Raw genomic sequence first — 22820 nt, 5'->3', positions numbered from 1 at the left:
GCGGCCGGACCGGTAGCTGTGCGGCTGGGGCGGTGCCTGTGCGGCGGGGCCTGAGCCTGTGCGGTGGTGCCCGGGCCTGGACGGCTGCGGCGCCGGGGCCGGACGCAGGGCGGGGGCGAGCCCACGGACCGAGTCGGGCAGGGCGTGAGCTGGCCCTGCGGGACGAGCCGGGTAGGGCGTGGGCGAGCTCTGCGGGCGAGCCGGGGCAGGGCGTGGGCGGGCCCTGTGGGGCGAGCCGGGCAGGGCACGCGGGTGCCCTGCCCGGTGGCGGGCCCGGGCCGTCAGTACAGACGGCTGCACAGGTCGGCCAGGAGCGAGTCCGGGGCGTCCGGGTCGAGCCCGCGGGCGACGAACCACTCTCCGATCCGCCGGACGTCGCGCTCCAGGAACTCCGGCCCCCGCGGGTTCCCGACGACGTCCACCACCTGCGGCAGGTCGATCAGCACCGGCCGGCCGTCGTGGACCAGGACGTTGTAGGCGGACAGGTCGCCGTGGGCGTACCCGAGGCCGGCCAGGATGCCGAGCGCGCGGGCCAGGCCTGACCAGAGGGCGTCCCGCTCGTCGGGCCCCGGGCGGGACGCGGCCAGCCGGGGCGCCGCGGTGCCGTCGGGGGTGCCGAGGAACTCCATCAGCACCTCGGTGCCCGCGACCGACACCGGGTACGGGACGGGTGCGCCGGCGTCGTGCAGCCGGGCCAGCGCGGCGAACTCCGCCTCCGCCCACCGGACCGCGATCATGTCGCGGCCGACGGACGTGCGCCGGGCCATCGCCCGGTTCTCCCGGGACCTCCGGACGCGGCGTCCCTCGAGGTAGCCCTCGTCGCGGTGGAACAGCGGTGTGCGGCGTCGCGGTACCGCTTGGCGGCCAGCAGCACTCCCGGACGGCCGGGCAGACCGCGCTCGACCAGGTGGACGTCGGCCTCCTTGCCGGTCTTGAGCACGCCGCGCTCGCGGTCGACGGCGCCGGTCGCGGTGACCAGCCAGGACGGCCACGGGCGCGGCCCGCGCGATCCGGCGGGCACCGACGGCCAGGTGCTCCAGCGGTCACCCTCGGGCGGGGCGTCCGGGTCGGACCCGGCTCGACCGTCGAGATCGGACAGGTGGGAGGGGACGGCCGCGGGTCGGCCGGGGGTGTCCTCGTCGTCGAATCGGCGGCGACGGCGGCGGACGGGTTCGGACGGTCGTGAGGAGTGCGAGGAGTGCGAGGAGTGCACGGTGGGCTCCGGAGGGCGGCAGGGCGCCACGCGGTGCCGGACGCGCCTCTCGGAGGCGCCGGGTCAGCCGCGGGGCGGGGACGGGCGGGACGGGCGGGACGGGCGCGCAGCGCGCACCCGGACGGGCGTGACGGCCATCGGTACGCACCTCCCCGCTCCCTCGGCGCGGTCGTCCCGCGCACCGGTCCCTCCGGCGACGAGCAGACTGCCGGGCGTCGCCCCCCGGGCGCCACCGGTTATCGCGCCTGGTCCGCCGACCCGCCGACCCGCCGACCCCGCCGACCCGCCGGCCCACAGGTCCGCCGGCCCACAGGTCCGCCGAGCCACCGACCAGGCGAACGACAGGCCGACCGGCCGACCGAACCGGTCGGGCACTCCGCAGCGGCGAGACCCCCGAGACCCCGGGCCCGCCGGGTTCACCCCAGCGCGCTCAGCGCCCCGAGCCCGAGCGCGCCGAACAGCACGCCCCAGACGACGACGGTCACGGTCTGCCACACCACGACCTGCCTGCGGTCCAGCCCGGCCGCGACCATGGCGAAGGCGGTCAGCGAGATCGCCATCAGGGTCGGCGCGAGCAGCGAGGCGACCGGCACGCCGTACCGGTCGACCCGGGCGATCAGCTTCCGGCGCCGCTCGCTCTGCGGCTTCTCCCCGCCCCGGGTGAGGCCGCGCCGGGCGCGGTCGCCCAGCCACACCGCGACGGCCAGCGCGAGCAGGTTCCCGACCACGGCGGCGGTGACGGCGAGCACGACCGGCATCCCGGCGAGGGCCCCGACGCCAGCGCCGACGTAGGACTCCAGGAACGGCACGATCCCGATGACCACCACGGCGAGGACCTGCAGGACCGGGTGCAGGGTGTCCACGACGGCGTTGAGCTGCTCGACCATGTGGAAGATCCTGCCGGATCGCGTGCTGTGTCCGGTATGCCCGGTCGGGCTCCGATCGTGGGACCGCCCGTCAGGCGGGGATCACCAGGTCGAGGTGGTTCCCGGTCCGCTCCACCGCGTGCCCGGCGCGCCGCGCGATCCGGGCGACCGCCCCGGCATCGGACGGCTCGGCCCGCGAGGTCGCCAGCAGCCGGGCCAGCCCGCCCTTGTGCGACTTGTTGTGGTGGCTGACCACCGAGCGGCTGCCGTCGGGACGGACGGCGAGGACGTTCACCGTCACCGCGCCGGGGACCGCGCCCAGCGCGGCGTAGCCGCCGGACCGCAGGTCCACGACGAGCTCGCCGCCGGCGATCCGGGCCAGCAGCGGGTCGAGCACCGGTCGCCACCGTGCCGCGAGGGTGCCCGAGCCGGGCAGCTTCGCCGAGGCCGAGAGCCGGTAGGCGGGGATCGGGTCGTCGGCCCCGAGCAGCCCGAACAGGGCCGAGCAGACCGCCAGCCGGGACCGGGCCCGGTCCCGGACGGCGCGGGTGAAGGAGCCGGAGTCGAGGGCGTCGTAGAGGACGCCGGTGTAGCGGTCCAGCGCGGGCATCGTCGGCGACGTGGTCAGCGCGGCGTCCCGGTCGACCTCCGCGGCCTGACCCGCGGACAGGCCCAGCGCTCGCAGGGCCGCCGGACGGTCGGCGGTGAGCGCGACGAGCTCACCCACCAGTTCCTTGCGGACGGCGCCGAGGTCGGCGTCGTGGGAGAGCGCAGCGAGATCGAGCGGCGCGCCGTCCCCGCCGTCGCGTTTGGTCTCCGAGGGCGGCAGCAGCACGAGCACGGCGGAGCAGCCTAGTTCGCGGCCCGGGCGGACCGGGAGGCGCGCCCGCCGGCTACGCCCCGACGGGGCGTTGTGCGACCCCTGCGACGCGACTAGGTTCGGCCGGGTGACCTGCCTCGTGGCGCGACTGCACGTCGACTTCATGCGGATCACGAGCGCGACCTGTCGCCCTCGTCGCTGATCCCGCGCTGATCCCCCGCCCGGGCCCGGCCCCCGCTCGCCCGCGGCCGCCCGCGCCCCCACGACAGCCCGCCGACGTCCGGCAGCGTCCCCGAGCGATCCGCTCGCCTCGACCGCGTCGACCCGGCCGAACCTCTCCGAGGAGATCCTCATGACCGAGCCCGACCCGACCGCAGGCTGGTCCTTCGAGACCAAGCAGGTCCACGCCGGTGCCGCACCGGACCCGACGACCGGTGCGCGCGCGACGCCGATCTACCAGACGACGTCGTACGTCTTCCGGGACACCGACCACGCCGCGAACCTGTTCGGACTCGCCGAGTTCGGCAACATCTACACGCGGATCATGAACCCGACCCAGGACGTCCTGGAGCAGCGCGTCGCCGCCCTGGAGGGCGGGGCCGCGGCGCTGGCCGTCGCGTCCGGGCAGGCCGCCCAGGCGCTCGCGATCCAGAACATCGCCGAGGCGGGCGACCACATCGTCTCCAGCGCGTCGCTGTACGGCGGCACGTACAACCAGTTCCACTACACGTTCCCGAAGCTGGGGATCGAGGTCACGTTCGTCGACGACCCCGACGACCTCGACGAGTGGCGCGCGGCGATCCGCCCGAACACCAAGGCGCTCTACGGGGAGACGCTGGGCAACCCGCGGGGCAACATCCTGGACATCACCGGGGTGGCCGGTGTCGCGCACGACGCCGGCGTGCCGCTGATCGTGGACAACACCGTCCCGACCCCGTACCTGGTGCGTCCGATCGAGCACGGCGCCGACATCGTCGTCCACTCGCTCACCAAGTTCCTCGGCGGCCACGGCACCTCGGTCGGCGGGATCATCGTCGACTCCGGGACGTTCGACTGGGTGGGCAACGCCGCGAAGTTCCCCGGTCTGACCACTCCGGACCCGAGCTACCACGGCGCGGTGTTCACCGACGCCGTCGGCCCGATCGCCTACATCATCAAGGCCCGCGTGCAGCTGCTGCGCGACCTCGGCCCGGCGATCTCCCCGCAGAACGCGTTCCTGATCCTGCAGGGGATCGAGACCCTGTCGCTGCGGCTGGAGCGGCACAACCAGAACGCGCAGGCGCTGGCCGAGTGGCTGGAGCAGCGCGACGAGGTCGAGAAGGTCCACTACGCGGGGCTGCCGTCGTCGCGGTGGCACGCCGCCCAGCAGAAGTACCTGCCGAAGGGTGGCGGCGCGATCGTCGCGTTCGAGCTGCGCGACGGGCTCGAGGCGGGCAAGAGGTTCGTGAACGCCCTCGAGCTGCACAGCCACCTCGCCAACATCGGTGACGTCCGCAGCCTCGTGATCCACCCGGCGTCCACGACGCACAGCCAGCTGAACCCCGAGGAGCAGCTGGCCTCCGGCGTCACCCCGGGCCTGGTCCGGCTGTCGGTGGGGCTCGAGGGGATCGAGGACATCAAGGCCGACCTGGACTCCGGGTTCCGCGCGTCCAAGGGTGCGTGAGAGCAGCCTGTCGGAACGAACCCCGGATCTGATCTCCTGTCGGACGTGAACGACACACCGCTCCCTCCCGCCAGCGGCGCCTGGCGGGAGGGGGACGACCCCGGCCGCCGCAGGTTCCTCGACCTCCCCGCCCCGCTGAAACTGGAGGCGGGTGGTGAGCTGCCGGGGGTGCGGCTCTCCTACGAGACGTGGGGCGAGCTGGCACCGGACGGCTCGAACGCCGTGCTGGTGCTGCACGCCCTGACCGGGGACACCCACCTCGAGGGTCCCGCCGGGCCCGGACACCCGACGGCGGGCTGGTGGCCGGGACTGATCACGCCGGGCGGGCCGCTGGACCCGGCGCACTGGTTCGTCGTCGCCCCGAACGCGGTCGGCGGCTGCCAGGGCAGCACCGGGCCGGCCTCCACCGCGCCGGACGGACGCACCTGGGGGAGCCGGTTCCCGCTGGTCACCGTGCGGGACTCGGTGGTCGCCGAGCAGCACCTCGCCGACGCGCTCGGCATCGACGCGTTCGCCTGCGTGATCGGCGGCTCGATGGGGTCGATGCGGTCGCTGGAGTGGGCGGCGACCGAGCCCGACCGGGTCCGGCGGCTGTTCCTGCTGGCCGGGCCCGCGGGGTCGTCGGCGGACCAGATCGGCTGGGCGGCCCCGCAGATCGAGGCCATCCGTGCCGACCCGCACTGGCACGGCGGCGACTACCACCAGCTGCCCGAGGGTCCCTGGCGCGGCCTGGGCATCGCCCGCCGGATCGCGCACCTGAGCTACCGCTCCGGGTACGAGCTGGCGACCCGCTTCGGCCGTGACCCGCAGGACGGCGAGGACCCGCTCGACGGGGGCCGGTACGCCGTCGAGTCGTACCTGGACCACCACGCCGTCAAGCTGGTGCGGCGGTTCGACGCGGCGTCCTACGTCCGGCTCACCCAGGCCATGAACCACCACGACGTCGGTCGCGGGCGAGGTGGGACGGGGCCGGCGCTGTCCCGGGTCCGGGCCCGGACCTACGTCGCCGGTGTCACGTCGGACCGGCTCTACCCGCTCGCCGAGCAGGAGGAGCTGGCCGCCGGGATCCCGAACGCGGACCCGCTGAAGGTGATCGACTCGCCGTACGGGCACGACGGGTTCCTCGTCGAGACGCCGACGGTCGCGCGGATGCTCGGGGAGCTGCTGGCCGAACCGGCGCCCTGACCCGTGCCGGTCAGCCGATCCGCTCGCCGTAGACCCGCTGGACGTGCATCGTCATGAGCACCCGGCGGTCGCGCACCATGGCCGCGCGGAAGTCGTCCCAGTCCGGGTGCTCGCCCGCGGCCGCCCGGTACCAGTCGACGAGTGCCTGCACCGCCGGGCCGTCCGGGGAGTCGTCGGGTACGGCGAGCTCGACCGGCCCCTCGGCGGTCGCCCAGGCGCGGCCGTCCGCGCTCTCCACCGACAGGGCGGCCCGCGGGTCGCGGCGCAGGTTCGCCGTCTTCGCCCGGCCCTCGGTCATCGAGACGCCGATGGTGCCGGCGGCGCGGTCGTAGTACGGGGTGACCGGTGACAGCTGCGGCATCCCGCTGCGCTTGATGGTCGCGAGGACGCCCTGACGGGCGTTCCCGAGCAGGTCGTGCTGTTCGTCTCCCATGCCCGGGCCAACGCCGATGGCGTGGGTCACTGTTCCCGCCGGAACCGGGGTGAGCGGCCGCGGGGGGCGTCGCTACCCTTCTCCGGGTGTTGACCCGGATGTCGTCGCTGTTCCTACGCACCCTGCGTGAGGACCCGGCCGACGCGGAGGTGCCCAGCCACAAGCTGCTGGTCCGCGCCGGCTACGTCCGTCGCGTCGCCCCGGGGGTCTACTCCTGGCTGCCGCTCGGGCTCAAGGTGCTCCGCCGCATCGAGAACGTGGTGCGCGAGGAGATGGACGCCATGGGCGGCCAGGAGATCCAGTTCCCCGCGCTGCTGCCGCGTGAGCCCTACGAGGCGACGAACCGGTGGACCGAGTACGGCCCGGCGCTGTTCCGCATCCAGGACCGCAAGGGCGGCGACTACCTGCTCGGCCCCACCCACGAGGAGCTGTTCACGCTCGCGGTGAAGGGCGAGTACTCGTCGTACAAGGACTACCCGGTCGTCCTCTACCAGATCCAGACCAAGTACCGCGACGAGGAGCGGCCCCGCGCCGGCATCCTGCGCGGCCGCGAGTTCCTGATGAAGGACTCGTACTCGTTCGACCTGTCCGACGAGGGGCTCTCGGAGTCCTACGGCAAGCACCGCGGCACCTACATCCGGATCTTCGACCGCCTCGCGCTGAAGTACGTGATCGTGGCGGCCACGTCCGGGGCGATGGGCGGCTCGGCGTCCGAGGAGTTCCTCGCCGAGTCGGAGACGGGGGAGGACACGTTCGTCCGCGGGCTCGGCGGGTACGCGGCGAACGTCGAGGCGGTCACCACCCCCGCGCCCCCGGCGATCCCGCTCGACGGGCTGCCCGCGGCCCAGGTCCACCACACGCCGGACACGCCGACCATCGAGACGCTCGTGACCTACCTCAACGAGCACACCGACCGGACCTTCACCGCGGCGGACACGCTGAAGAACGTCCTGGTCAAGACCCGGCAGCCGGGCGCGGACAGCTGGGAGCTGGTCGGCGTCGGCGTGCCCGGCGACCGCGAGGTCGACATGAAGCGGCTCGAGGCGGCCCTCGAACCCGCCCAGGTCGAGCTCCTGGAGGAGGCCGACTTCGCCCGCAACGCGTTCCTGGTCAAGGGCTACATCGGCCCGGCGGCGCTGGCCGCGAACGGTGTCCGGTACCTCGTCGACCCGCGGATCGTCACCGGCACCGCCTGGGTGACCGGCGCCGACAAGGCCGACCACCACGTCGTCGACCTCGTGGCGGGCCGCGACTTCACCCCGGACGGCACGATCGAGGCCGCCGAGGTGCGCGCCGGTGACCCCAGCCCCGACGGGGAAGGGGTCCTGGAGGCCGCGCGCGGCATCGAGATCGGGCACATCTTCCAGCTCGGCCGCAAGTACGCCGACGCGTTCTCGCTCGACGCGCTGGGCCCCGACTCGAAGCCGGTGCGGATCACGATGGGGTCCTACGGCATCGGGGTCTCGCGGCTGGTCGCGGCGATCGCCGAGCAGTGCCACGACGACTCCGGTCTCGTCTGGCCGCGCTCGGTGGCGCCGTTCGACGTCCACGTCGTCGTCGCCGGGAAGTCGGCCGAGCTGCTCGAGGGCGGCGAGGTCCTCGCCGCGGAGCTGGAGGCCGAGGGCCTGTCGGTGATCCTCGACGACCGCAAGGCCTCGCCCGGGGTCAAGTTCGCCGACGCCGAGCTGGTCGGGGTGCCGACGATCGTCGTCGTCGGCCGGGGGCTGGCCGACGGGAAGATCGAGCTCAAGGACCGTGCGACGGGCGAGCGGACCGAGATCCCGCGCGACGGCGCGGCCGCCCACGTCGCGGGAGTCGTCCGCGGCGCCTGACGGGAACTCCCGCCCGCGCCGCCCCCCGGAGCCACCGGGTTCGCACGGGGTCGGGTCGTTCGCACGGGGTCGGACCTCGTGCGAGCCGAGCGATCCCGTGCGAACCGGGTCGAGGTGCGGCGCGGGTTCCGGCGTAGGCGGGTCAGGGGGGCGGGACGGCCGAGCTCGCCAGGTCGGCGAGGTCGGTGCCGGGGACCGGGTCGCCCGGCCCGCCACCGGCGTCCGCCGCGGTGACGAGCATCGCCACCCCGGTCGAGCCGTCCTGGGCCCGGGTGCGGGGCACGGCGAGCACCCCGACCGCGCCGTCGGTCGCGCGGCATCCGGCGGCCCCGGCGGCGAGGCCGTCGGTCCGGACGGTCGCCTCCACCCACGAACCCGGCTCGGTCCCGCCCGGGCGCGGCACGGCGGGCCCGACCGCCACCTGCGGCGTGGACCCCGCGTAGGCGGACTCCCCGGCGCCCCGGGCGAACGCCTGGGCGGCCTGCTCGACCGTCGTCCCGGCCGGGACAGCGACCAGTGCCGCCGCGGCGACCCCGCGCGGCGCGGCGCCCGGTGGGCACTCCCCGGCCGCGAACGGCGGCACCTCGGCGAGGCGCACGAAGGGCACCCCGAAGACGTCCAGCGGCGCGGTCCCGGCGGGCGCGGGGGTCCAGCCCGACGGCGGGGTCACGGCGAACGCCTCCGACGTCGCGGGTGCGGCAGCCGCGGGGGAGGGCCCGGACGGGCCGGACGAGGGGCCGCTCAGCGCCGCGACGGTCCCGGTCACGAGCAGCACCACCACGACGGCGGCCAGCACCGGCCGGAACCGGCGCCCCGGGCCGCCGCCGGGCGGTGACTGGGCCGGTCGGGCCCCGGACACCGCGCCCGGACGGCTGGTCGAGGTCGTCCACCCGGAGGTCACCGGCGCAGCCTACGGCGCCCTCCGCGCGGTCCCGCCGACCGGACGACGGACGGCCGGGCCGGGGCGCCCGGCGGAGGACCCGGGGGAACGCGGGGGGACCGGTCAGCCCGGCAGCAGGGAGAACCGCACGGACCGCGTCGGGTTGTCCACGTTGGTGTCGACCAGGCACACCGACTGCCAGGTGCCCAGCGCCGGGCGTCCGCCGATCACCGGGATCGTGGTCGACGGCGGCACGAACGCCGGCAGCACGTGGTCCCGCCCGTGGCCGGCGCTGCCGTGCCGGTGCCGCCAGCGGTCGTCGGCGGGGAGGACCTGACGCAGCTGCGCCAGGAGGTCGGCGTCGCTGCCCGCCCCGGTCTCGATCACGGCGATCCCGGCGGTGGCGTGCGGGACGAAGACGTTCAGCAGCCCGTCGCCGGCCCCGGCGCCGGACAGGAATTCCTCGATCGGGCCCGTCAGGTCCACCACGGACTCCTCGGAGCCGGTACGGACCTCGATCAGCTCACTGTGCACGCCGTCCAACCTAGGTCGGTGGCTAGGCTCGGGCAGCGTGGGAGAGACGATCACGGTGTTCGGCCGGGAGCTCCCGCGCCGTCCCGGCTACCTGAACACCGCGAGCATCGGGGTGCCGACACTGGAGGCCTCCGCAGCGGTCGCCGAGACGGTGCGGCGCTGGGCGGTGGCGGAGGCGTCACCGAAGGACTTCGACGACGACGTGGAGGCCGCCCGCGCGGGTTTCGCCGCGATCACCGGCGTCCCGGTCGCCGACGTCGCCCAGGGCGCCACCACGTCCGGGCTGATCGGCCCGCTCGCGGCGGCCGTGCCGGACGGCACCCGGGTGCTGGTCGCGGCGGGCGAGTTCTCGTCGGTCACCCGGCCGTTCGCGCTGCAGGCGCACCGCGGGGTGCGGGTCACCGAGGTGCCGCTCGCCGAGCTCGCCGGGAACGCGCCCGGCCACGATCTCGTCGCGGTGTCGGTGGTGCAGTCCGCCGACGGCCGGATCGCCGATCTCGACGCGCTGGGCGCGGTCCGCGAACGGCACGGCGTTCGGCTGCTGCTCGACGTCACCCAGGCCGCCGGGTGGCTCCCGCTCCGCCTGGCGGGAGCGGACGCCGTCGTCGGGGCAGGGTACAAGTGGCTGCTCGGGCCGCGCGGGACGGCGTGGCTGGCGCAGCGGCCGTCCTGGGTGGCGGGGCCGCCCGGCGGGGAGCGCTGGCCGGAGGTCGTGCGGCACTCCGCCGGCTGGTACGGCACCCGGGACCGTTGGGGCGGCGGCCTCTACACGCCGGACCCGCCCGCGCGCCCGGGGCCGGCTGGCGGGGAGGAGTCGCCGGTCTGGTTCGCGCACGCGGGGTCGGCGGTGACGGTGCCGTGGCTGGCGTCGGTCGACCCGGAGGCCCTGCGCGCCCACTGCGCCGGGCTCGCCGACGCCCTGCGGGAGCGGCTCGGTCTGGAGCCCACCGGGTCGGCGATCGTCTCCGTGCGGGCCGACGGCGCCGCCGACCGGCTGGCCGCCGCCGGGATCACCGCCGCGGTCCGGGACGGCGCGGCACGGCTCGCGTTCCACCTGGCCAACACCCCCGAGGACGTCGACCTGGCCGCCGCCGCGTTGCGCGACTGAGGGCCGTGGGCCGGGCGTCAGCCCCTGCCGGGGAACACCGGGACGACGGGGGAGCGCTCGGTCACCGTGCGCCAGAAGGCGAGCCGGCCCGTGCAGTCGATCATCGCGCGCAGTCCCGCCTCGCGCAGCGCGGTCTGGGTCGAGCGCTCCATCACCGACCGCCAGGCGGCGATCGTGTCGGTCTCGGCGGAGACCAGCAGCGCCCCCGCCGACACCGCGTCGACGACCGGCTGCGGCGGTGTGTACGCGGGCTGCGCCGACACCGGGCGCTGCCCCACGTCGGACAGCGTCTGGGTGATCTGCCCGCGCAGCGTGGTGTGGGCCTCGATGTCGGCGCGGGCCCGCGTGGCCCAGTCGGCCGGGACGAACGCCGTCGACATCTTGTAGGCCCACAGCGCCGCGTGCTCGCTCGCGAGCGCCCGCTGCAACGCGTCGACGGTCACCTGCGGGACCGCGGAGTCGTCTTGTTCCTGGCTCACTGCAGCACCGCCGCGTAGGTCGCGCAGCAGGCGGCCACCTCGGCGACCAGCCCGACCTGCTGGGCCGACGCCCGCGGGACGACCTCGCCCGCGGTCCGCGCGGAGGCGGCGACGGCGTCGCGCACGGCGGCGAGGTCCGCCGCCGGCGGGGTCGCGGGAGCGGGCACCGAGCCCGGCGCGCGCCCGCCGGCCTGGTCGAGCGCGGTCGCGTGCTCCATCCGGGCCGCCCGCAGCGGCTCCAGCCGGCCGGCCAGCGCGGGATCGCCGGTCACGGCGGCGGCGACCATCGCCGCGTCCATCCGGGCGCCGTCGGCCATCGCGAGCAGGGCGTCGCCGGCGTCGTCGGTCCGGGCGGCGCCGGGGGAGCAGGCGGACAGGACCGGCCAGGACGCCACGGCGGCCGCCGCCGTCCCGAGTACCTGCCGCCGGTTGAACCCCGGTGCCGGCACGGTTGGTCTCCGGTCCCTCACGCCGGGTCATGCTGCCAGCCGGTCACGGGGGTCCCCACACCGACCGCCCGCCCCCGTCCGGGTGGACGGCGGCCGCCGCATCCCCGGGCCGACGCGCTAGGCTCGTCGGCCGCCCCTGCCGTCGTCCCCGCCGCCGTCCCGGCCACCGCTCCGCGGTCCGTGACGGGGCCCGTACCCGAGCCGTGCCGCCCCGCGGCGCCGCCCGGTCGCGGGCGCGTGGGCGGGCGGTGACGGCCGGCGACCGACGCGACCACGAGGAGAGTCACCCGATGCGCAGTCCGGACCCCGAACAGCTGGCAGACCAGCTGCGCGGCGTGCTCGAGCCGGTCGTCACCGACGCCGGGCTGGAGATCGACGCCGTGGAGGTCCGCACCGCCGGCCGGCGGCACGCGGTGAAGCTCGTCGTCGACCTGCCGGAGGCCTCGACCGCCACCGGCATCGACCTGGACGACATCGCCCGGCTCAGCCGGACCGCCGCGGCCGAGCTCGACCCGCACGAGCACCTCATCGAGGGGTCCTACACGCTCGAGGTGACCTCGCCCGGCATCGACCGGCCGCTGACCACGCCCCGGCACTGGCGGCGGAACTTCCTGCGGATGGCCCGGATCACGCTGGCGGGCGGCGACGACCTGGAGGCCAGGATCGGCCGGGCCGGTGACGACCGGGTGCAGGTCGCGGTGCCCGGCCGGAAGCAGCCCGAGCTGCGCGAGATCGCCTACGACGACGTCACGCACGCCCAGGTGCAGGTCGAGTTCAAGCCGGCCCCGGCCGCCGAGACCGCCCTGCTCGACCCGGGCGGCGGCAGCGGCGACACCAGCGACAACAGCGGCACGAACGGATCCGAGGAGAACCGGTGAACGTCGACATCCCCGCACTGCGGGCCATCGAGCGGGACAAGGAGATCCCGTTCGAGACGGTGCTGGAGGCCATCGAGACCGCGCTGCTCACCGCCTACCGGCACACCGAGGGCCACCACTCCGACGCGCGCGTCGACATCGACCGCAAGACCGGTGTCGTGCGCGTGCTGGCCCGCGACGCCTCGGACGCGGCCGAGGACGGCACCCCCGGCCCCGAGTTCGACGACACCCCCGAGGGCTTCGGCCGGATCGCGGCGACCACCGCCCGCCAGGTGATCGTGCAGCGGCTGCGCGACGCCGAGCACGAGCGCACCTACGGGGAGTTCTCCACCAAGGAGGGCGAGGTCGTCGCCGGCATCGTGCAGCGCGACGCCCGCGCCAACGCCCGCGGTGTGGCGATCGTCGAGCTGGGCGGCGGCACCGAGGCGGTCCTCCCGGCGGCCGAGCAGGTGCCGGGCGAGGTCTACCAGCACGGCGAGCGCATCCGCTGCTACGTGATCGGGGTCGCCCGCGGGCCGCGCGGGACCACGATCACGCTGTCCCGCACGCACCCGAACCTGGTGCGCAAGCTGTTCGCGCTCGAGGTGCCCGAGCTCGTCGACGGCTCGATCGAGATCGTCTCGGTCGCCCGGGAGGCCGGGTTCCGGTCCAAGATCGCCGTGCGGTCGGCCCGGCCGGGGCTCAACGCCAAGGGCGCCTGCATCGGCCCGATGGGCGCGCGCGTCCGCGGCGTGATGGGCGAGCTGGCCGGCGAGAAGATCGACATCATCGACTGGTCCGAGGACCCCGGTGAGTTCGTCGGCAACGCGCTCTCGCCGTCCAAGGTGGTCTCGGTGACGGTGCTGGACGAGCGGGCGCGGATCGCGCGCGTCGTCGTGCCCGACTTCCAGCTGTCGCTGGCGATCGGCAAGGAGGGCCAGAACGCCCGGCTCGCCGCCCGGCTCACCGGCTGGAAGATCGACATCCGGAGCGACGCCGACCCCCGCGACCCGGTCGGCCCGGACGGCGATCCGGTCGAGGTGTCGTCGTAGCCGCGACCGGACCGGCCGGTGGCCCGCCGGCGACCGGGGAGCGCGACGGCGGCCGGGGCGACGATCACCGCGGTGGGCCGGGCGAGGGAATGCCGGACGACTCCGCTGCGCTACACTCACAGACGGCCCGCGATCGCGGACCGTCGCCCGCTCGCACCCGGTCGGTTCCGATCCGGACGTGCGTCGGGTGCCGGAAACGGGAACGGGCCGGCGCACTGTTGCGGGTGGTCGCGGAGAACGGACGTCTCGTCCCGGATCCGCGTCACCGCCTCCCCGGGAGGGGTGCCTGGCTGCACCCCGCGACGGGATGCCTGGACAAGGCCGAGCGACGCTCGGCGTTCGTCCGGGCGTTGCGGCTCCGGAGCAGACCTGAGGTGGACGCTGTCCGCCGATGGGTGCAGGAGCAGTGACGTCAGCTGGGGATCGGGAGCCTCCCGGTCCCGTCATCGGAAGAAAGCAAGGTCGACCAGTCATGAGCCAGCAGTGAAGATCGCACCATGAACGTGCTTCGACACTAGGTTCGAGGTCGAGCGGGTCGCTGCCGCCCGGCCTCCGGTCAGGACAAGGAGAGCAGTGGCAGGCAAGGCCCGCGTGCACGAGCTCGCTAAGGAGCTCGGTCTCAGCAGTAAGCAGGTCCTCAGCAAGCTGCAGGACCTCGGGGAGTACGTGAAGTCTCCCTCCTCCACCGTGGAGGCCCCCGTCGCGCGCAAGCTGCGCGACGCGATGGCCGCCGGTGGGGGCAACGGCGGTGGCAACGGCCAGCGCCGCGGTTCCGGTGCCCCCGGTGGCGGTCGCCCGCGCGCCGGTGGCGGCGGTTCCGGCGCCCCGTCGCCGTCCCGCCCGAGCGCGCCCAAGCCCGGCCCGACCCCGGGAGCGGCTCCGTCGCGCCCGGGCCCGGCGCCGAAGCCCGGTCCGCGCCCCGGGCCGCCCGCGCCCGCGCAGGGTGCGCCGTCCCCGGCACAGCCGGCGGCCGGTCAGGACGCCCCGAAGCCGGGTCCGGCCACGCCGGCACCCACCCCGCACCCCCAGGCCCCGGCCGCCGACGCCTCGGCTCCGGCCGCGCCGAGGCCCGGTCCCGCGGCGCCGAAGCCCGGCCCCAAGCCGGGTCCGGCGGCGCCGAAGCCCGGTCCGAAGCCGGGTGAGCAGGGTCAGGGCGGCGGCCAGGGCGGCGGTGCCCCGCGCCCCGGTGGCGACGGCCAGCGTGGCCCGAAGCCGGGCCCGCGCCAGCCGCGCGTCGGGAACAACCCGTTCGGCGTCGGCCAGGGTTCGCCCAAGCCGGCCCCGCGTCCCGGCCCGCCCGCGCAGCAGCCGGGCGGCCAGCAGCAGGGCGGCGGCGCCGCCCCGCAGCAGCCGGCGGCCCGCTCCGGTGAGGCCCCGCCGCGTCCGCCCCGTCCGGGCGGTGGCGCCGGTGGTCCGCGCCCGACCCCGAACAGCATGCCGCCGCGGCCGAACCCGGGCATGATGCCCGCGCGTCCGGCCGGTGGGCGCCCCGGCCCCGGTGGCCGTGGCGGCCCCGGTGGCGGCCGTGGTGGCCCCGGCGGTGGCCGTGGTGGCCCCGGTGGCGGTCGTCCCGGTGGCGGCGGCGGTGGCGGTTTCCGTCCCGGTGGCGGCGGTCCCGGTGGACCGCCTCCGGCCGGCGGTTTCCGTGGTCGTCCCGGTGGCGGCGGCGGTCGTGGCCGCGGCGGTGCCGCGGGCGCGTTCGGCCGTCCCGGCGGTCCGGCCCGTCGTGGCCGCAAGTCGAAGCGGCAGAAGCGCCAGGAGTACGACGCCATGGCCGCGCCCTCGGTGGGCGGTGTCCGCCTGCCCAAGGGCAACGGCGAGACGATCCGGCTGCCGCGTGGCGCGTCGCTGACCGACTTCGCGGAGAAGATCAACGCCAACCCGGCCTCGCTGGTGCAGGTGTTGTTCCACCTCGGCGAGATGGTCACGGCGACCGCGTCGGTCTCGGACGAGATCCTGGAGCTGCTCGGCCAGGAGATGAACTACCGGGTCCAGGTCGTGTCCCCCGAGGAGGAGGACCGCGCCCTGCTCGAGTCGTTCGACATCGAGTTCGGCGACCTCGGCGACGAGGAGGCGCTGGTGGCCCGGCCGCCGGTCGTCACCGTCATGGGTCACGTCGACCACGGCAAGACGCGCCTGCTGGACACGGTCCGCAAGGCCAACGTCCGCGAGGGCGAGGCCGGCGGCATCACCCAGCACATCGGCGCGTACCAGGTGCCGGCCGAGCTGGAGGGTGAGGAGCGGCTCATCACGTTCATCGACACCCCGGGTCACGAGGCGTTCACCGCCATGCGTGCCCGCGGTGCGAAGTCCACCGACATCGCGGTGATCGTGGTGGCGGCGGACGACGGCGTGATGCCGCAGACCGTCGAGTCGATCAACCACGCCCAGGCGGCGGACCTGCCGATCGTGGTCGCGGTCAACAAGATCGACGTCGAGGGTGCGAACCCGCAGAAGATCCGGCAGCAGCTCACCGAGTACAACCTGGTGGCCGAGGAGTTCGGCGGCGACACCATGTTCGTCGACATCTCCGCCAAGCAGGGCACCAACATCGAGTCGCTGCTCGAGGCGATCCTGCTGACCGCGGACGCGGCGCTCGACCTGCGGGCCAACCCCGACATGGACGCCCAGGGCGTCACCATCGAGGGGCACCTGGACCGCGGCCGTGGCCCGGTGGCCACGGTGCTGGTCCAGCGCGGCACGCTGAAGGTCGGCGACTCGGTCGTCGCGGGCGACGCCTCCGGGCGCGTCCGGCGGATGATCGACGAGCACGGTGCCGACGTCACCGAGGCGCTCCCGTCGCGTCCGGTGCAGGTCATCGGCCTGACCTCGGTCCCGGGTGCCGGCGACACGTTCCTCGTCGTCGACGAGGACCGGGTGGCCCGGCAGATCGCCGACCGGCGGCGCGCCCGCGAGCGCAACGCCGAGCTGGCGAGCCGTCGCAAGCGCGTCAGCCTGGAGGACCTGGACGCCGCGCTCAAGGAGACGAACACCCTCAACCTGATCATCAAGGGTGACAACTCGGGCACCGTGGAGGCGCTCGAGGAGGCCCTGATGAAGCTGGACGTGGGGGACGACGTCGATCTGCGCGTCATCCACCGCGGCGTCGGTGGCATCACCGAGGGCGACATCAACCTCGCCATCGCGGACAACGTCATCGTCATGGGCTTCAACGTCCGTGCCGAGGGCAAGGCCACCGAGCTGGCCAACCGCGAGGGCGTGGAGATCCGCTACTACTCGGTGATCTACCAGGCGATCGAGGAGATCGAGCAGGCCCTGAAGGGCATGCTCAAGCCGGAGTACGAGGAGGTCGAGCTGGGCCGCGCGGAGGTCCGCGAGGTCTTCAAGTCCTCGAAGTTCGGCACGATCGCCGGTTGCCTCGTGATGGGTGGGGAGATCCGCCGGAACGCCAGGGCGCGCCTGCTGCGCGACTCGAAGGTGATCCACGAGAACCTCCCGGTGTCGTCGCTGCGCCGGTACAAGGACGACGTGGTCGAGGTCCGCGAGGGCTTCGAGTGCGGTCTGACGCTGGGCAGCTACTCCGACATCAAGGTCGACGACGTCATCGAGACGTTCGAGATGCGGGAGAAGCCGCGCGACTGAGTCCCGGAGATCGAGGGACGAAGCAGCGGAACCGAGGTACTCGTCCGACGGGGCGGCCGGTGCGAACCGGCCGCCCCGTCGGCGTCTCGCCCGGAGGTGGGCATGTTCGTCGGCGCACTGGAGTGCGACGTCCTGCTCGGCGACGTCCGGTCGCTGAAACAGAAGCGGTCGGCGGTGCGGCCGCTGCTGGCCGAGCTGCGCCGGTTCGAGGTGGCGGCGGCCGAGGCCGGCCACCAGGACCTGTACCGGCGCGCGCTGATCGGTGTGAGCTGCGTGGCCGCCGACGCCGGACAGGTCACGGCGCTGCTGGAGCGGTGCGAGCGGCTGGTCGCCGCCCGCCCCGAGATGGAACTGCTGTCCGCCCGGACCCGCCTGTTCGGCCCGGAGGACGACGACTGAGAACCCGCGGCGGGACCGGGCCGGCCTTGCCTAGACTCGGCCCCGCACGACCGGTGGAAGGAGCACGACATGGTCGACCAGGCCCGCGCACGCAAGCTCGCCAAGCGGATCTCGCAGATCGTCGCGGAGGCGTTGGAGCACGAGGTCAAGGACCCGCGGTTGTCCATGGTGACGATCACCGACACCCGGGTGACCGGTGACCTGCGGGAAGCCACCGTCTACTACACGGTGATGGGGGCCTCGCTGGAGGAGGCACCCGACACCGCCGGTGCCGCCGCCGCGCTGCAGAGCGCCGCCGGTGTGCTCCGCAGCCGGGTCGGTCAGCAGACCGGTGTCCGGCACACCCCGAGCCTCGCCTTCGTCCTCGACCAGGTCCCGGACGAGGCGCGCCGGATGGAGGAGCTGCTGGCCCAGACCCGCGCCTCGGACGCCGAGGTCGCACGGCTGGCGGCCTCCGCGTCGCCCGCGGGCGACGCGGACCCGTACAAGGCCCCGCGGGAGACCGAGGCGGAGTGAGGGCGACGTCCGCGCCGCCGCTGCCCGGCCCCGGACCGGTCGATCCGGCCGGGGCCGCGGCGCTGCTGCGGCAGGCCCGTGGCGAGGTCCTCGTCGTCGGCCACGTCCGGCCCGACGCCGACGCCGCGGGCAGCGCGATCGCGCTCGCCACGGCGCTGCGCCGCTCGGGCGTGCCCGCGGTGGCGTCGTTCGGCGGGCCCGAGCCGGTGCCGGAGGCGCTGCTCGCGCTCGACCCCGGCGGCGTCGTCGTCGCCTCCCAGGACGCGCCCGCGGCGCCGGACCTGCTGGTCTGCTGCGACATCTCGTCGGCCGCCCGGCTCGGTGACCTGGCGGGGCGGCTCGGGACGGCGCGGTCGTCGCTCGCGCTCGACCACCACGCGTCGTTCGTGCCGTTCGCGACCCACCACCTGGTCGACCCGGGCGCCCCGGCCACCGTGCTGCTGGTACGCGAGGTCCTCGCCGAGCTGGGGACCACACTGGACCCCGTACTGGCCCGGGCGTTGTTCGCGGGCCTCTACACCGACACCGGCGGGTTCCGCTGGGGCGGGTCGGACGCGCTGCGGCTGGGCGCCGAACTCGTCGACGCCGGGGCGGAGCCGCGCGAGCTGATGCGCGAGATCACCGGGACCCGTCCGTTCGCCTGGCTGGCGGCGCAGGCGACCGTCCTGGCCGGGGCCCGGCGGGAGCCCGCCGGGGCCGGTGGCGAGCCCCTGGTGTGGGCGGTCGTGGACGCCGCGACGGCGACCCGGTTCCGGGACCAGACGGTCACCCTGGTCGGGCAGCTGCTGGCCACCGCCGACGACGGTGTCGCGGCGCTGCTGACCGAGGTCGCCCCCGGATCGTGGTCGGTGTCCCTGCGCGGCACCGGACGCCCGGACCTGTCCCGGGTCGCGACGGCGCTCGGCGGGGGCGGGCACGCGGCCGCGGCGGGGTTCGAGCGCGACGGCACCCGCGACGCGCTGCTCGACCTGCTGCGGGCCGAGCTCGCCGCCGTCCCGCAGCCGTGACGCGGCCCCACGACGCCCGGCCGGTCACCGCGTCGCACCGGCGAGGTGTCACGACCGTCATCCGGAATACACCTGCGGTACCACCGCGTCCGGTAGGCACGGGCCGGTCCGACCGGCCACGGTCCCGGGACGTAGCGTGTCCGGCGATCCCCCCAGGAGGTTGCACGTGAGTTCCGAGCCCGCCCCGGGACACGACGGTGCCCGCGACGACGCCAGCGGCTGGCGCGAGTTCCTCGGAGCGTGGGTGCGCAACCCCGCCCGGGTCGGTGCCGTCTGGCCGAGCTCGCAGCGGCTGTCGGAGAAGCTCGCCCGGATCGCGCCCGGTCACGGAGCGCCGGTCGTCGTGGAGCTCGGCCCGGGCACCGGCGCGGTGACCTCCGAGGTCTCCCGCCGGCTCGCGCCCGGCGGCCGGCACCTCGCCGTCGAGCTCGACCCGGGCATGGCCCGCTACCTCACGGGGCGGCACCCGGGCGTCGAGGTCATCAACGGTGACGCCCGCAAGCTGGGCGAGCTCCTGGAGGAGCGCGGCATCGCCGGTGTCGACGCGGTCATCTCCGGGCTGCCCTGGTCGCTGTTCGACCGGGCCTCCCAGCGCGAGATCCTCGGCCAGGTCGTCGACGTGATCGGGGAGACCGGGGCGTTCGCCACGTTCGCGTACTCGCACACCATGCCGATGCCCTCGGCCCGCCGGTTCAAGGCGACCCTGCAGGAGACCTTCGACGAGGTCGTCATGACGCGGACGGTGTGGCGCAACGTCCCGCCCGCGTTCTGCTTCCTCTGCCGCCGCCCGCGTCCGTAGCGGTGTCGGGAGGCTCGGAACCGGACGTCCGCTCCCGGGGCGGGGCCCGGGACATCCTGCGGCTCGCGGTGCCGGCGCTGCCGGTGCTCGCCGCGGAGCCGCTGTACCTGCTGGTCGACACCGCCGTCGTCGGACGGCTGGGCGGGCTCCCGCTGGCCTCGCTCGCCGTCGCCGCGGTGCTGTTCGCCCAGGTCACCACCCAGCTGACGTTCCTGTCCTACGGGACGACGGCGCGGGCGTCCCGGTTCTACGGCGCCGGGCGCCGGTCCGCCGCGGTCACCGAGGGGGTACAGGCGACGTGGCTGGCCGTCGTCGTCGGGCTGCTGGTGATCGCGGCCGGGCAGCTGCTGGCGGCCCCGGTCGCGGGGGTGCTCGCGGGCGGCGGGGACATCGCGGCGGGAGCGGTCTCCTGGCTGCGCATCGCCCTGTTCGGCGCCCCACTGGTGCTGGTCACGCTCGCCGGGAACGGCTGGATGCGCGGGGTGCAGGACACCCGGCGCCCGATGTACTACGTGCTGGCGGGCAACGGCCTGTCCGCGCTGCTGTGCCCGTTCCTCGTGCACGGCGCCGGCTCCTGGGACGGCTGGGGGCTGGAGGGCTCCGCGGTCGCCAACGTCGTGGCCCAGGCGGTGTCGGCGGGGCTGTTCCTGCGGGCGCTGGCGGCGGAGCGGCGGCGGGCGCCGTCGTCCGACCCGGTCCGGTTCGCGCCCGACGCCGCGGTGCTGCGCGCCCAGGTGACGATGGGCCGCGACCTGGTGATCCGGTCGCTCGGCTTCCAGGCGTGCTTCCTGTCCGCGACCGCGGTGGCCTCCCGGTTCGGTGCGGAGTCGGTGGCGGCGCACCAGGTCGTGCTGCAGCTGTGGGTGTTCCAGTCGCTCGTGCTCGACGCGGTGGCGATCGCCGCCCAGGCACTCGTCGGGTCGGCGCTGGGGGCGGCCCGGGATCGGGAGGGCACCGCCGGGGCGCGTGCCGTCGCGGCCCGGGTGACGCGGTACGGGCTGCTGCTGGGCTGCGTGTTCGGCGTCGTCTTCGCGGCGCTCTATCCGGTGCTGCCCGGGGTGTTCACCACCGACGCCGCGGTGCTCGCGACGATCCCCGCCGCGTGGTGGTTCTTCACCGCGCTGCAACCGGTGGCGGGCGTGGTCTTCGCCCTCGACGGTGTGCTGCTCGGCGCAGGTGACGCGGCGTTCCTGCGCACGACGACGCTGCTCGCCGCGGTGTGCGGGTTCCTGCCGCTGATCTGGCTGTCGCTGGCGTTCGGGTGGGGGCTGGCCGGGATCTGGACCGGGCTGGCGATGTTCATGGTCGTCCGGCTGGTGGCCGTCGGGCTGCGGGCGCGCTCGGGGCGGTGGGCGGTCCCGGGCACGGTCCGGGCCTGAGCTCCGCGCCGTCCGGTCAGGGGCGTGCGACCGCGGAGCGCCCCTCGTCGAGCGGGGGTGGGGTCGGGAGCGGGAGCCGCACCGTGAAGACCGCGCCGGTGCCGTCGTCCCGGGGCCCGACGGTCACCGTCCCCCCGAGGCGCCGGGTGATCCGGTCGACCAGGGCCAGCCCGATCCCGCGCGGGCGGCCACCGGGCGTCGCCCGGGTGCTGAAGCCGAACGTGAACAGCTCGCGGGCGGTCTCCTGGGGAACACCGGGACCGCTGTCGGCGACCTCCAGGACCACCTCGCCGCTGTCGGTCCGGACCGTCGCGGTGACCGACCGCTCCGCGCCGCGGGGCTGCGCCGCGACCACCTCGATCGCGTTGTCGACGAGGTTCCCGGCCAGCGAGACGAGGTCGTCGGCGGCGAACGGCAGGTGCAGGTCCGGCAGGGTGTCGGGATCGCAGGCGTCGGTCACCGAGAACGCGACGTCGCGCTCCACCGCCTGCCACGCCTTGTCCGCCAGCAGCGCGGCGAGCACCGGGTCGAGCACCTCGGCGACGACGGCGGAGCCGGGCCCGCGGGTGCGGTCGAGGGCGGCGGTCCCGGCGGCCGCGGCGTCCGAGGTGTCGCCGAGCTCGATCAGCGTCAGCACGGTCTGCAATCGGTTCGCGAACTCGTGGGCCTGCCCGGACAGGGCGTCGACCTTGCCGCGGGCGTCGTCGCGCTCCCGGAGGGCGCCGGCCAGCTCGGTGCGGTCGCGCAGCGTGAACACCCGGGTCCCCGGCCCCGCGGCCGGGCCGGCGTGCCGGCTGTTGACCAGCAGCACCCGTTCCCCGGCGAGCGCGGGCTCGTCGCGGAGGTCCTCGCGCAGGCCGCGGACCAGCACCGCCAGCACCGCCGGGTCGATGCCCAGGCCGGTCAGCGGGCGTCCGGGCTCGGCGGTGTCGGGGCCGCCCTCGATCGGGACGGGGGAGGCCAGCAGCCGCCGGGCCTCGGCGTTGACGACGACCAGCCGTCCGCTGCCGTCGACGACCAGCAGGCCCTCGCCGACGGCGTGCAGCACGGCGTCGTGATGGGTGTAGGCCCCGGCGATCTCCTCGGGCTCCAGCCCGAGGGTCTGCCGCCGCAGCCTGCGGGCCAGCAGCACGGCGAGGCCCAGACCGAGCAGCAGCGCGGCACCGGCGGCGACGACGATGCCGGGCAGCCAGCGCAGCGCCAGGTCGCTGACCCGGGTCTGCAGCACCCCGACCGAGACGACGGCGATGAGCCGCCCGTCCTCGACGACCGGGGTGACGGTGCGGACCGACGGCCCGAGCGTGCCGGTGTAGACCTCGGTGGCCGTCCGGCCCTCCAGCGCCGGGGCGATGTTGCCCTGGTACGGCAGGCCGATCTCGGCGGGGTTGTAGTGGCTGTAGCGGATCCCGGCGGGGGACATGACGACGACGAAGTTGGTGTTCGTCGCGGTCCGGACCCGCTCGGCGACCGGCTGCAGCCGCGACGACAGGGTGGCGACGTCGCCACCGGCCCGCAGCGCGTCGACGACCTCGGGGTCGGAGGCGATGCTCAGCGCGGTGGCCCGGGTCAGCCGCCCGGCGGCGTCGTGCTCGAGTTCCCCGGCGCCGTACACGCCGAGCGCGGTGAGGCCCCCGACGGTCAGCAGCACCGTCACCACCTGCAGCACGAACAGGCGGCGGACCAGCTTCGACCCCCGCAGGGAGGTCGAGGAGGTGCGGAACGCCCGGAGCACGGCCCCACCCTGCC

The 22820-nt window shown here is 75.5% G+C and carries 21 protein-coding genes and 1 pseudogene; 13 read left to right on the top strand and 9 right to left on the bottom strand.

Going from position 1 to position 22820, the window contains the following annotated elements:
- Positions 1-281: 281 nt before the first annotated feature.
- From AD017_RS05555 to yaaA, 3 genes and pseudogenes are all read right to left on the bottom strand, one after another.
- Positions 282-1213 (bottom strand): annotated as a pseudogene (locus AD017_RS05555) (serine protein kinase RIO).
- Between the two features lie 416 nt (positions 1214-1629).
- Positions 1630-2100, bottom strand: coding sequence for a hypothetical protein (locus AD017_RS05550; RefSeq protein ID WP_010226033.1), 471 nt, complete (start codon positions 2098-2100; stop codon positions 1630-1632).
- Positions 2101-2170: 70 nt separating this feature from the next.
- A complete protein-coding gene (gene yaaA, locus AD017_RS05545) occupies positions 2171-2920 on the bottom strand; it encodes a peroxide stress protein YaaA (RefSeq protein WP_060573302.1) in 750 nt (249 codons plus the stop codon).
- Between the two features lie 331 nt (positions 2921-3251).
- On the opposite strand from yaaA, the gene AD017_RS05540 reads away from it, so the two are divergent.
- Positions 3252-4562, top strand: coding sequence for a bifunctional o-acetylhomoserine/o-acetylserine sulfhydrylase (locus AD017_RS05540; RefSeq protein WP_010226029.1), 1311 nt, complete (start codon positions 3252-3254; stop codon positions 4560-4562).
- 45 nt (positions 4563-4607) lie between these two features.
- Entirely contained in the window at positions 4608-5747 is a 1140-nt protein-coding gene (locus tag AD017_RS05535; RefSeq protein WP_060573300.1) for a homoserine O-acetyltransferase, read from the top strand.
- Between the two features lie 10 nt (positions 5748-5757).
- Here AD017_RS05535 and AD017_RS05530 read toward each other — a convergent pair whose 3' ends face one another.
- Positions 5758-6180 (bottom strand): PPOX class F420-dependent oxidoreductase, encoded by a 423-nt coding sequence (locus tag AD017_RS05530; protein WP_060573298.1) that lies wholly within the window; start codon positions 6178-6180, stop codon positions 5758-5760.
- Positions 6181-6266: 86 nt separating this feature from the next.
- Between AD017_RS05530 and AD017_RS05525 the strand changes: the two genes are divergently transcribed.
- Entirely contained in the window at positions 6267-8012 is a 1746-nt protein-coding gene (locus AD017_RS05525) for a proline--tRNA ligase (protein ID WP_193408776.1), read from the top strand.
- Between the two features lie 142 nt (positions 8013-8154).
- Here the strand turns inward: AD017_RS05525 and AD017_RS05520 are convergent, their stop codons facing one another.
- Together AD017_RS05520 and AD017_RS05515 are read right to left on the bottom strand one after the other, a co-directional pair.
- Complete coding sequence (locus tag AD017_RS05520; RefSeq protein WP_060573294.1) at positions 8155-8913, bottom strand: hypothetical protein; 759 nt, start codon at positions 8911-8913, stop codon at positions 8155-8157.
- 102 nt (positions 8914-9015) lie between these two features.
- On the bottom strand, positions 9016-9426 hold the full coding sequence (locus AD017_RS05515; protein ID WP_010236985.1) for a secondary thiamine-phosphate synthase enzyme YjbQ: 411 nt from the start codon (positions 9424-9426) through the stop codon (positions 9016-9018).
- A gap of 37 nt (positions 9427-9463) precedes the next feature.
- Here AD017_RS05515 and AD017_RS05510 point away from each other — a divergent pair, with 37 nt between their 5' ends.
- On the top strand, positions 9464-10534 hold the full coding sequence (locus AD017_RS05510) for an aminotransferase class V-fold PLP-dependent enzyme (RefSeq protein ID WP_227012666.1): 1071 nt from the start codon (positions 9464-9466) through the stop codon (positions 10532-10534).
- Between the two features lie 17 nt (positions 10535-10551).
- Here AD017_RS05510 and AD017_RS36045 read toward each other — a convergent pair whose 3' ends face one another.
- Both AD017_RS36045 and AD017_RS36040 read right to left on the bottom strand, forming a co-directional pair.
- Complete coding sequence (locus tag AD017_RS36045) at positions 10552-11013, bottom strand: ferritin-like domain-containing protein (protein ID WP_010236978.1); 462 nt, start codon at positions 11011-11013, stop codon at positions 10552-10554.
- Positions 11010-11462 carry a hypothetical protein gene (locus AD017_RS36040; RefSeq protein ID WP_060573292.1) on the bottom strand — a complete coding sequence of 151 codons (453 nt, stop codon included), beginning with the start codon at positions 11460-11462 and terminating at the stop codon, positions 11010-11012. Before AD017_RS36040 ends, AD017_RS36045 begins: the two co-directional genes overlap by 4 nt.
- 290 nt (positions 11463-11752) lie before the next feature.
- On the opposite strand from AD017_RS36040, the gene rimP reads away from it, so the two are divergent.
- The 9 genes from rimP (at position 11753) to AD017_RS05460 (ending at position 21074) form a co-directional block, all read left to right on the top strand.
- Complete coding sequence (gene rimP / locus AD017_RS05495; RefSeq protein WP_227012665.1) at positions 11753-12340, top strand: ribosome maturation factor RimP; 588 nt, start codon at positions 11753-11755, stop codon at positions 12338-12340.
- Positions 12337-13371, top strand: coding sequence for a transcription termination factor NusA (gene nusA, locus AD017_RS05490; protein WP_060573288.1), 1035 nt, complete (start codon positions 12337-12339; stop codon positions 13369-13371). The genes rimP and nusA overlap by 4 nt, the downstream gene beginning before the upstream one ends.
- Positions 13372-13460: 89 nt before the next feature.
- A complete protein-coding gene (locus AD017_RS33245; RefSeq protein ID WP_010234156.1) occupies positions 13461-13781 on the top strand; it encodes a YlxR family protein in 321 nt (106 codons plus the stop codon).
- 163 nt (positions 13782-13944) lie between these two features.
- Positions 13945-16974 (top strand): translation initiation factor IF-2, encoded by a 3030-nt coding sequence (gene infB, locus AD017_RS05485; RefSeq protein ID WP_060573286.1) that lies wholly within the window; start codon positions 13945-13947, stop codon positions 16972-16974.
- Between the two features lie 102 nt (positions 16975-17076).
- Positions 17077-17373 carry a DUF503 domain-containing protein gene (locus tag AD017_RS05480; RefSeq protein ID WP_060573284.1) on the top strand — a complete coding sequence of 99 codons (297 nt, stop codon included), beginning with the start codon at positions 17077-17079 and terminating at the stop codon, positions 17371-17373.
- A 69-nt stretch (positions 17374-17442) separates the two neighbouring features.
- A complete protein-coding gene (gene rbfA / locus AD017_RS05475; RefSeq protein WP_060573282.1) occupies positions 17443-17889 on the top strand; it encodes a 30S ribosome-binding factor RbfA in 447 nt (148 codons plus the stop codon).
- The gene (locus AD017_RS05470) at positions 17886-18896 is read left to right on the top strand and encodes a bifunctional oligoribonuclease/PAP phosphatase NrnA (RefSeq protein ID WP_060573280.1); all 1011 of its coding nucleotides are present in this window, start codon (positions 17886-17888) and stop codon (positions 18894-18896) included. The genes rbfA and AD017_RS05470 overlap by 4 nt, the downstream gene beginning before the upstream one ends.
- Positions 18897-19062: 166 nt before the next feature.
- A complete protein-coding gene (locus AD017_RS05465) occupies positions 19063-19695 on the top strand; it encodes a class I SAM-dependent methyltransferase (RefSeq protein WP_010242655.1) in 633 nt (210 codons plus the stop codon).
- 2 nt (positions 19696-19697) lie between these two features.
- Entirely contained in the window at positions 19698-21074 is a 1377-nt protein-coding gene (locus AD017_RS05460) for an MATE family efflux transporter (RefSeq protein ID WP_060573278.1), read from the top strand.
- Positions 21075-21090: 16 nt separating this feature from the next.
- Here AD017_RS05460 and AD017_RS05455 read toward each other — a convergent pair whose 3' ends face one another.
- Positions 21091-22806 carry an ATP-binding protein gene (locus tag AD017_RS05455; protein WP_060573276.1) on the bottom strand — a complete coding sequence of 572 codons (1716 nt, stop codon included), beginning with the start codon at positions 22804-22806 and terminating at the stop codon, positions 21091-21093.
- Between the last annotated feature and the right edge of the window lie 14 nt (positions 22807-22820).

Source organism: Pseudonocardia sp. EC080619-01 (assembly GCF_001420995.1).
Classification (GTDB): domain Bacteria; phylum Actinomycetota; class Actinomycetes; order Mycobacteriales; family Pseudonocardiaceae; genus Pseudonocardia.
This window is presented reverse-complemented; position numbering and strand designations above follow the sequence as displayed.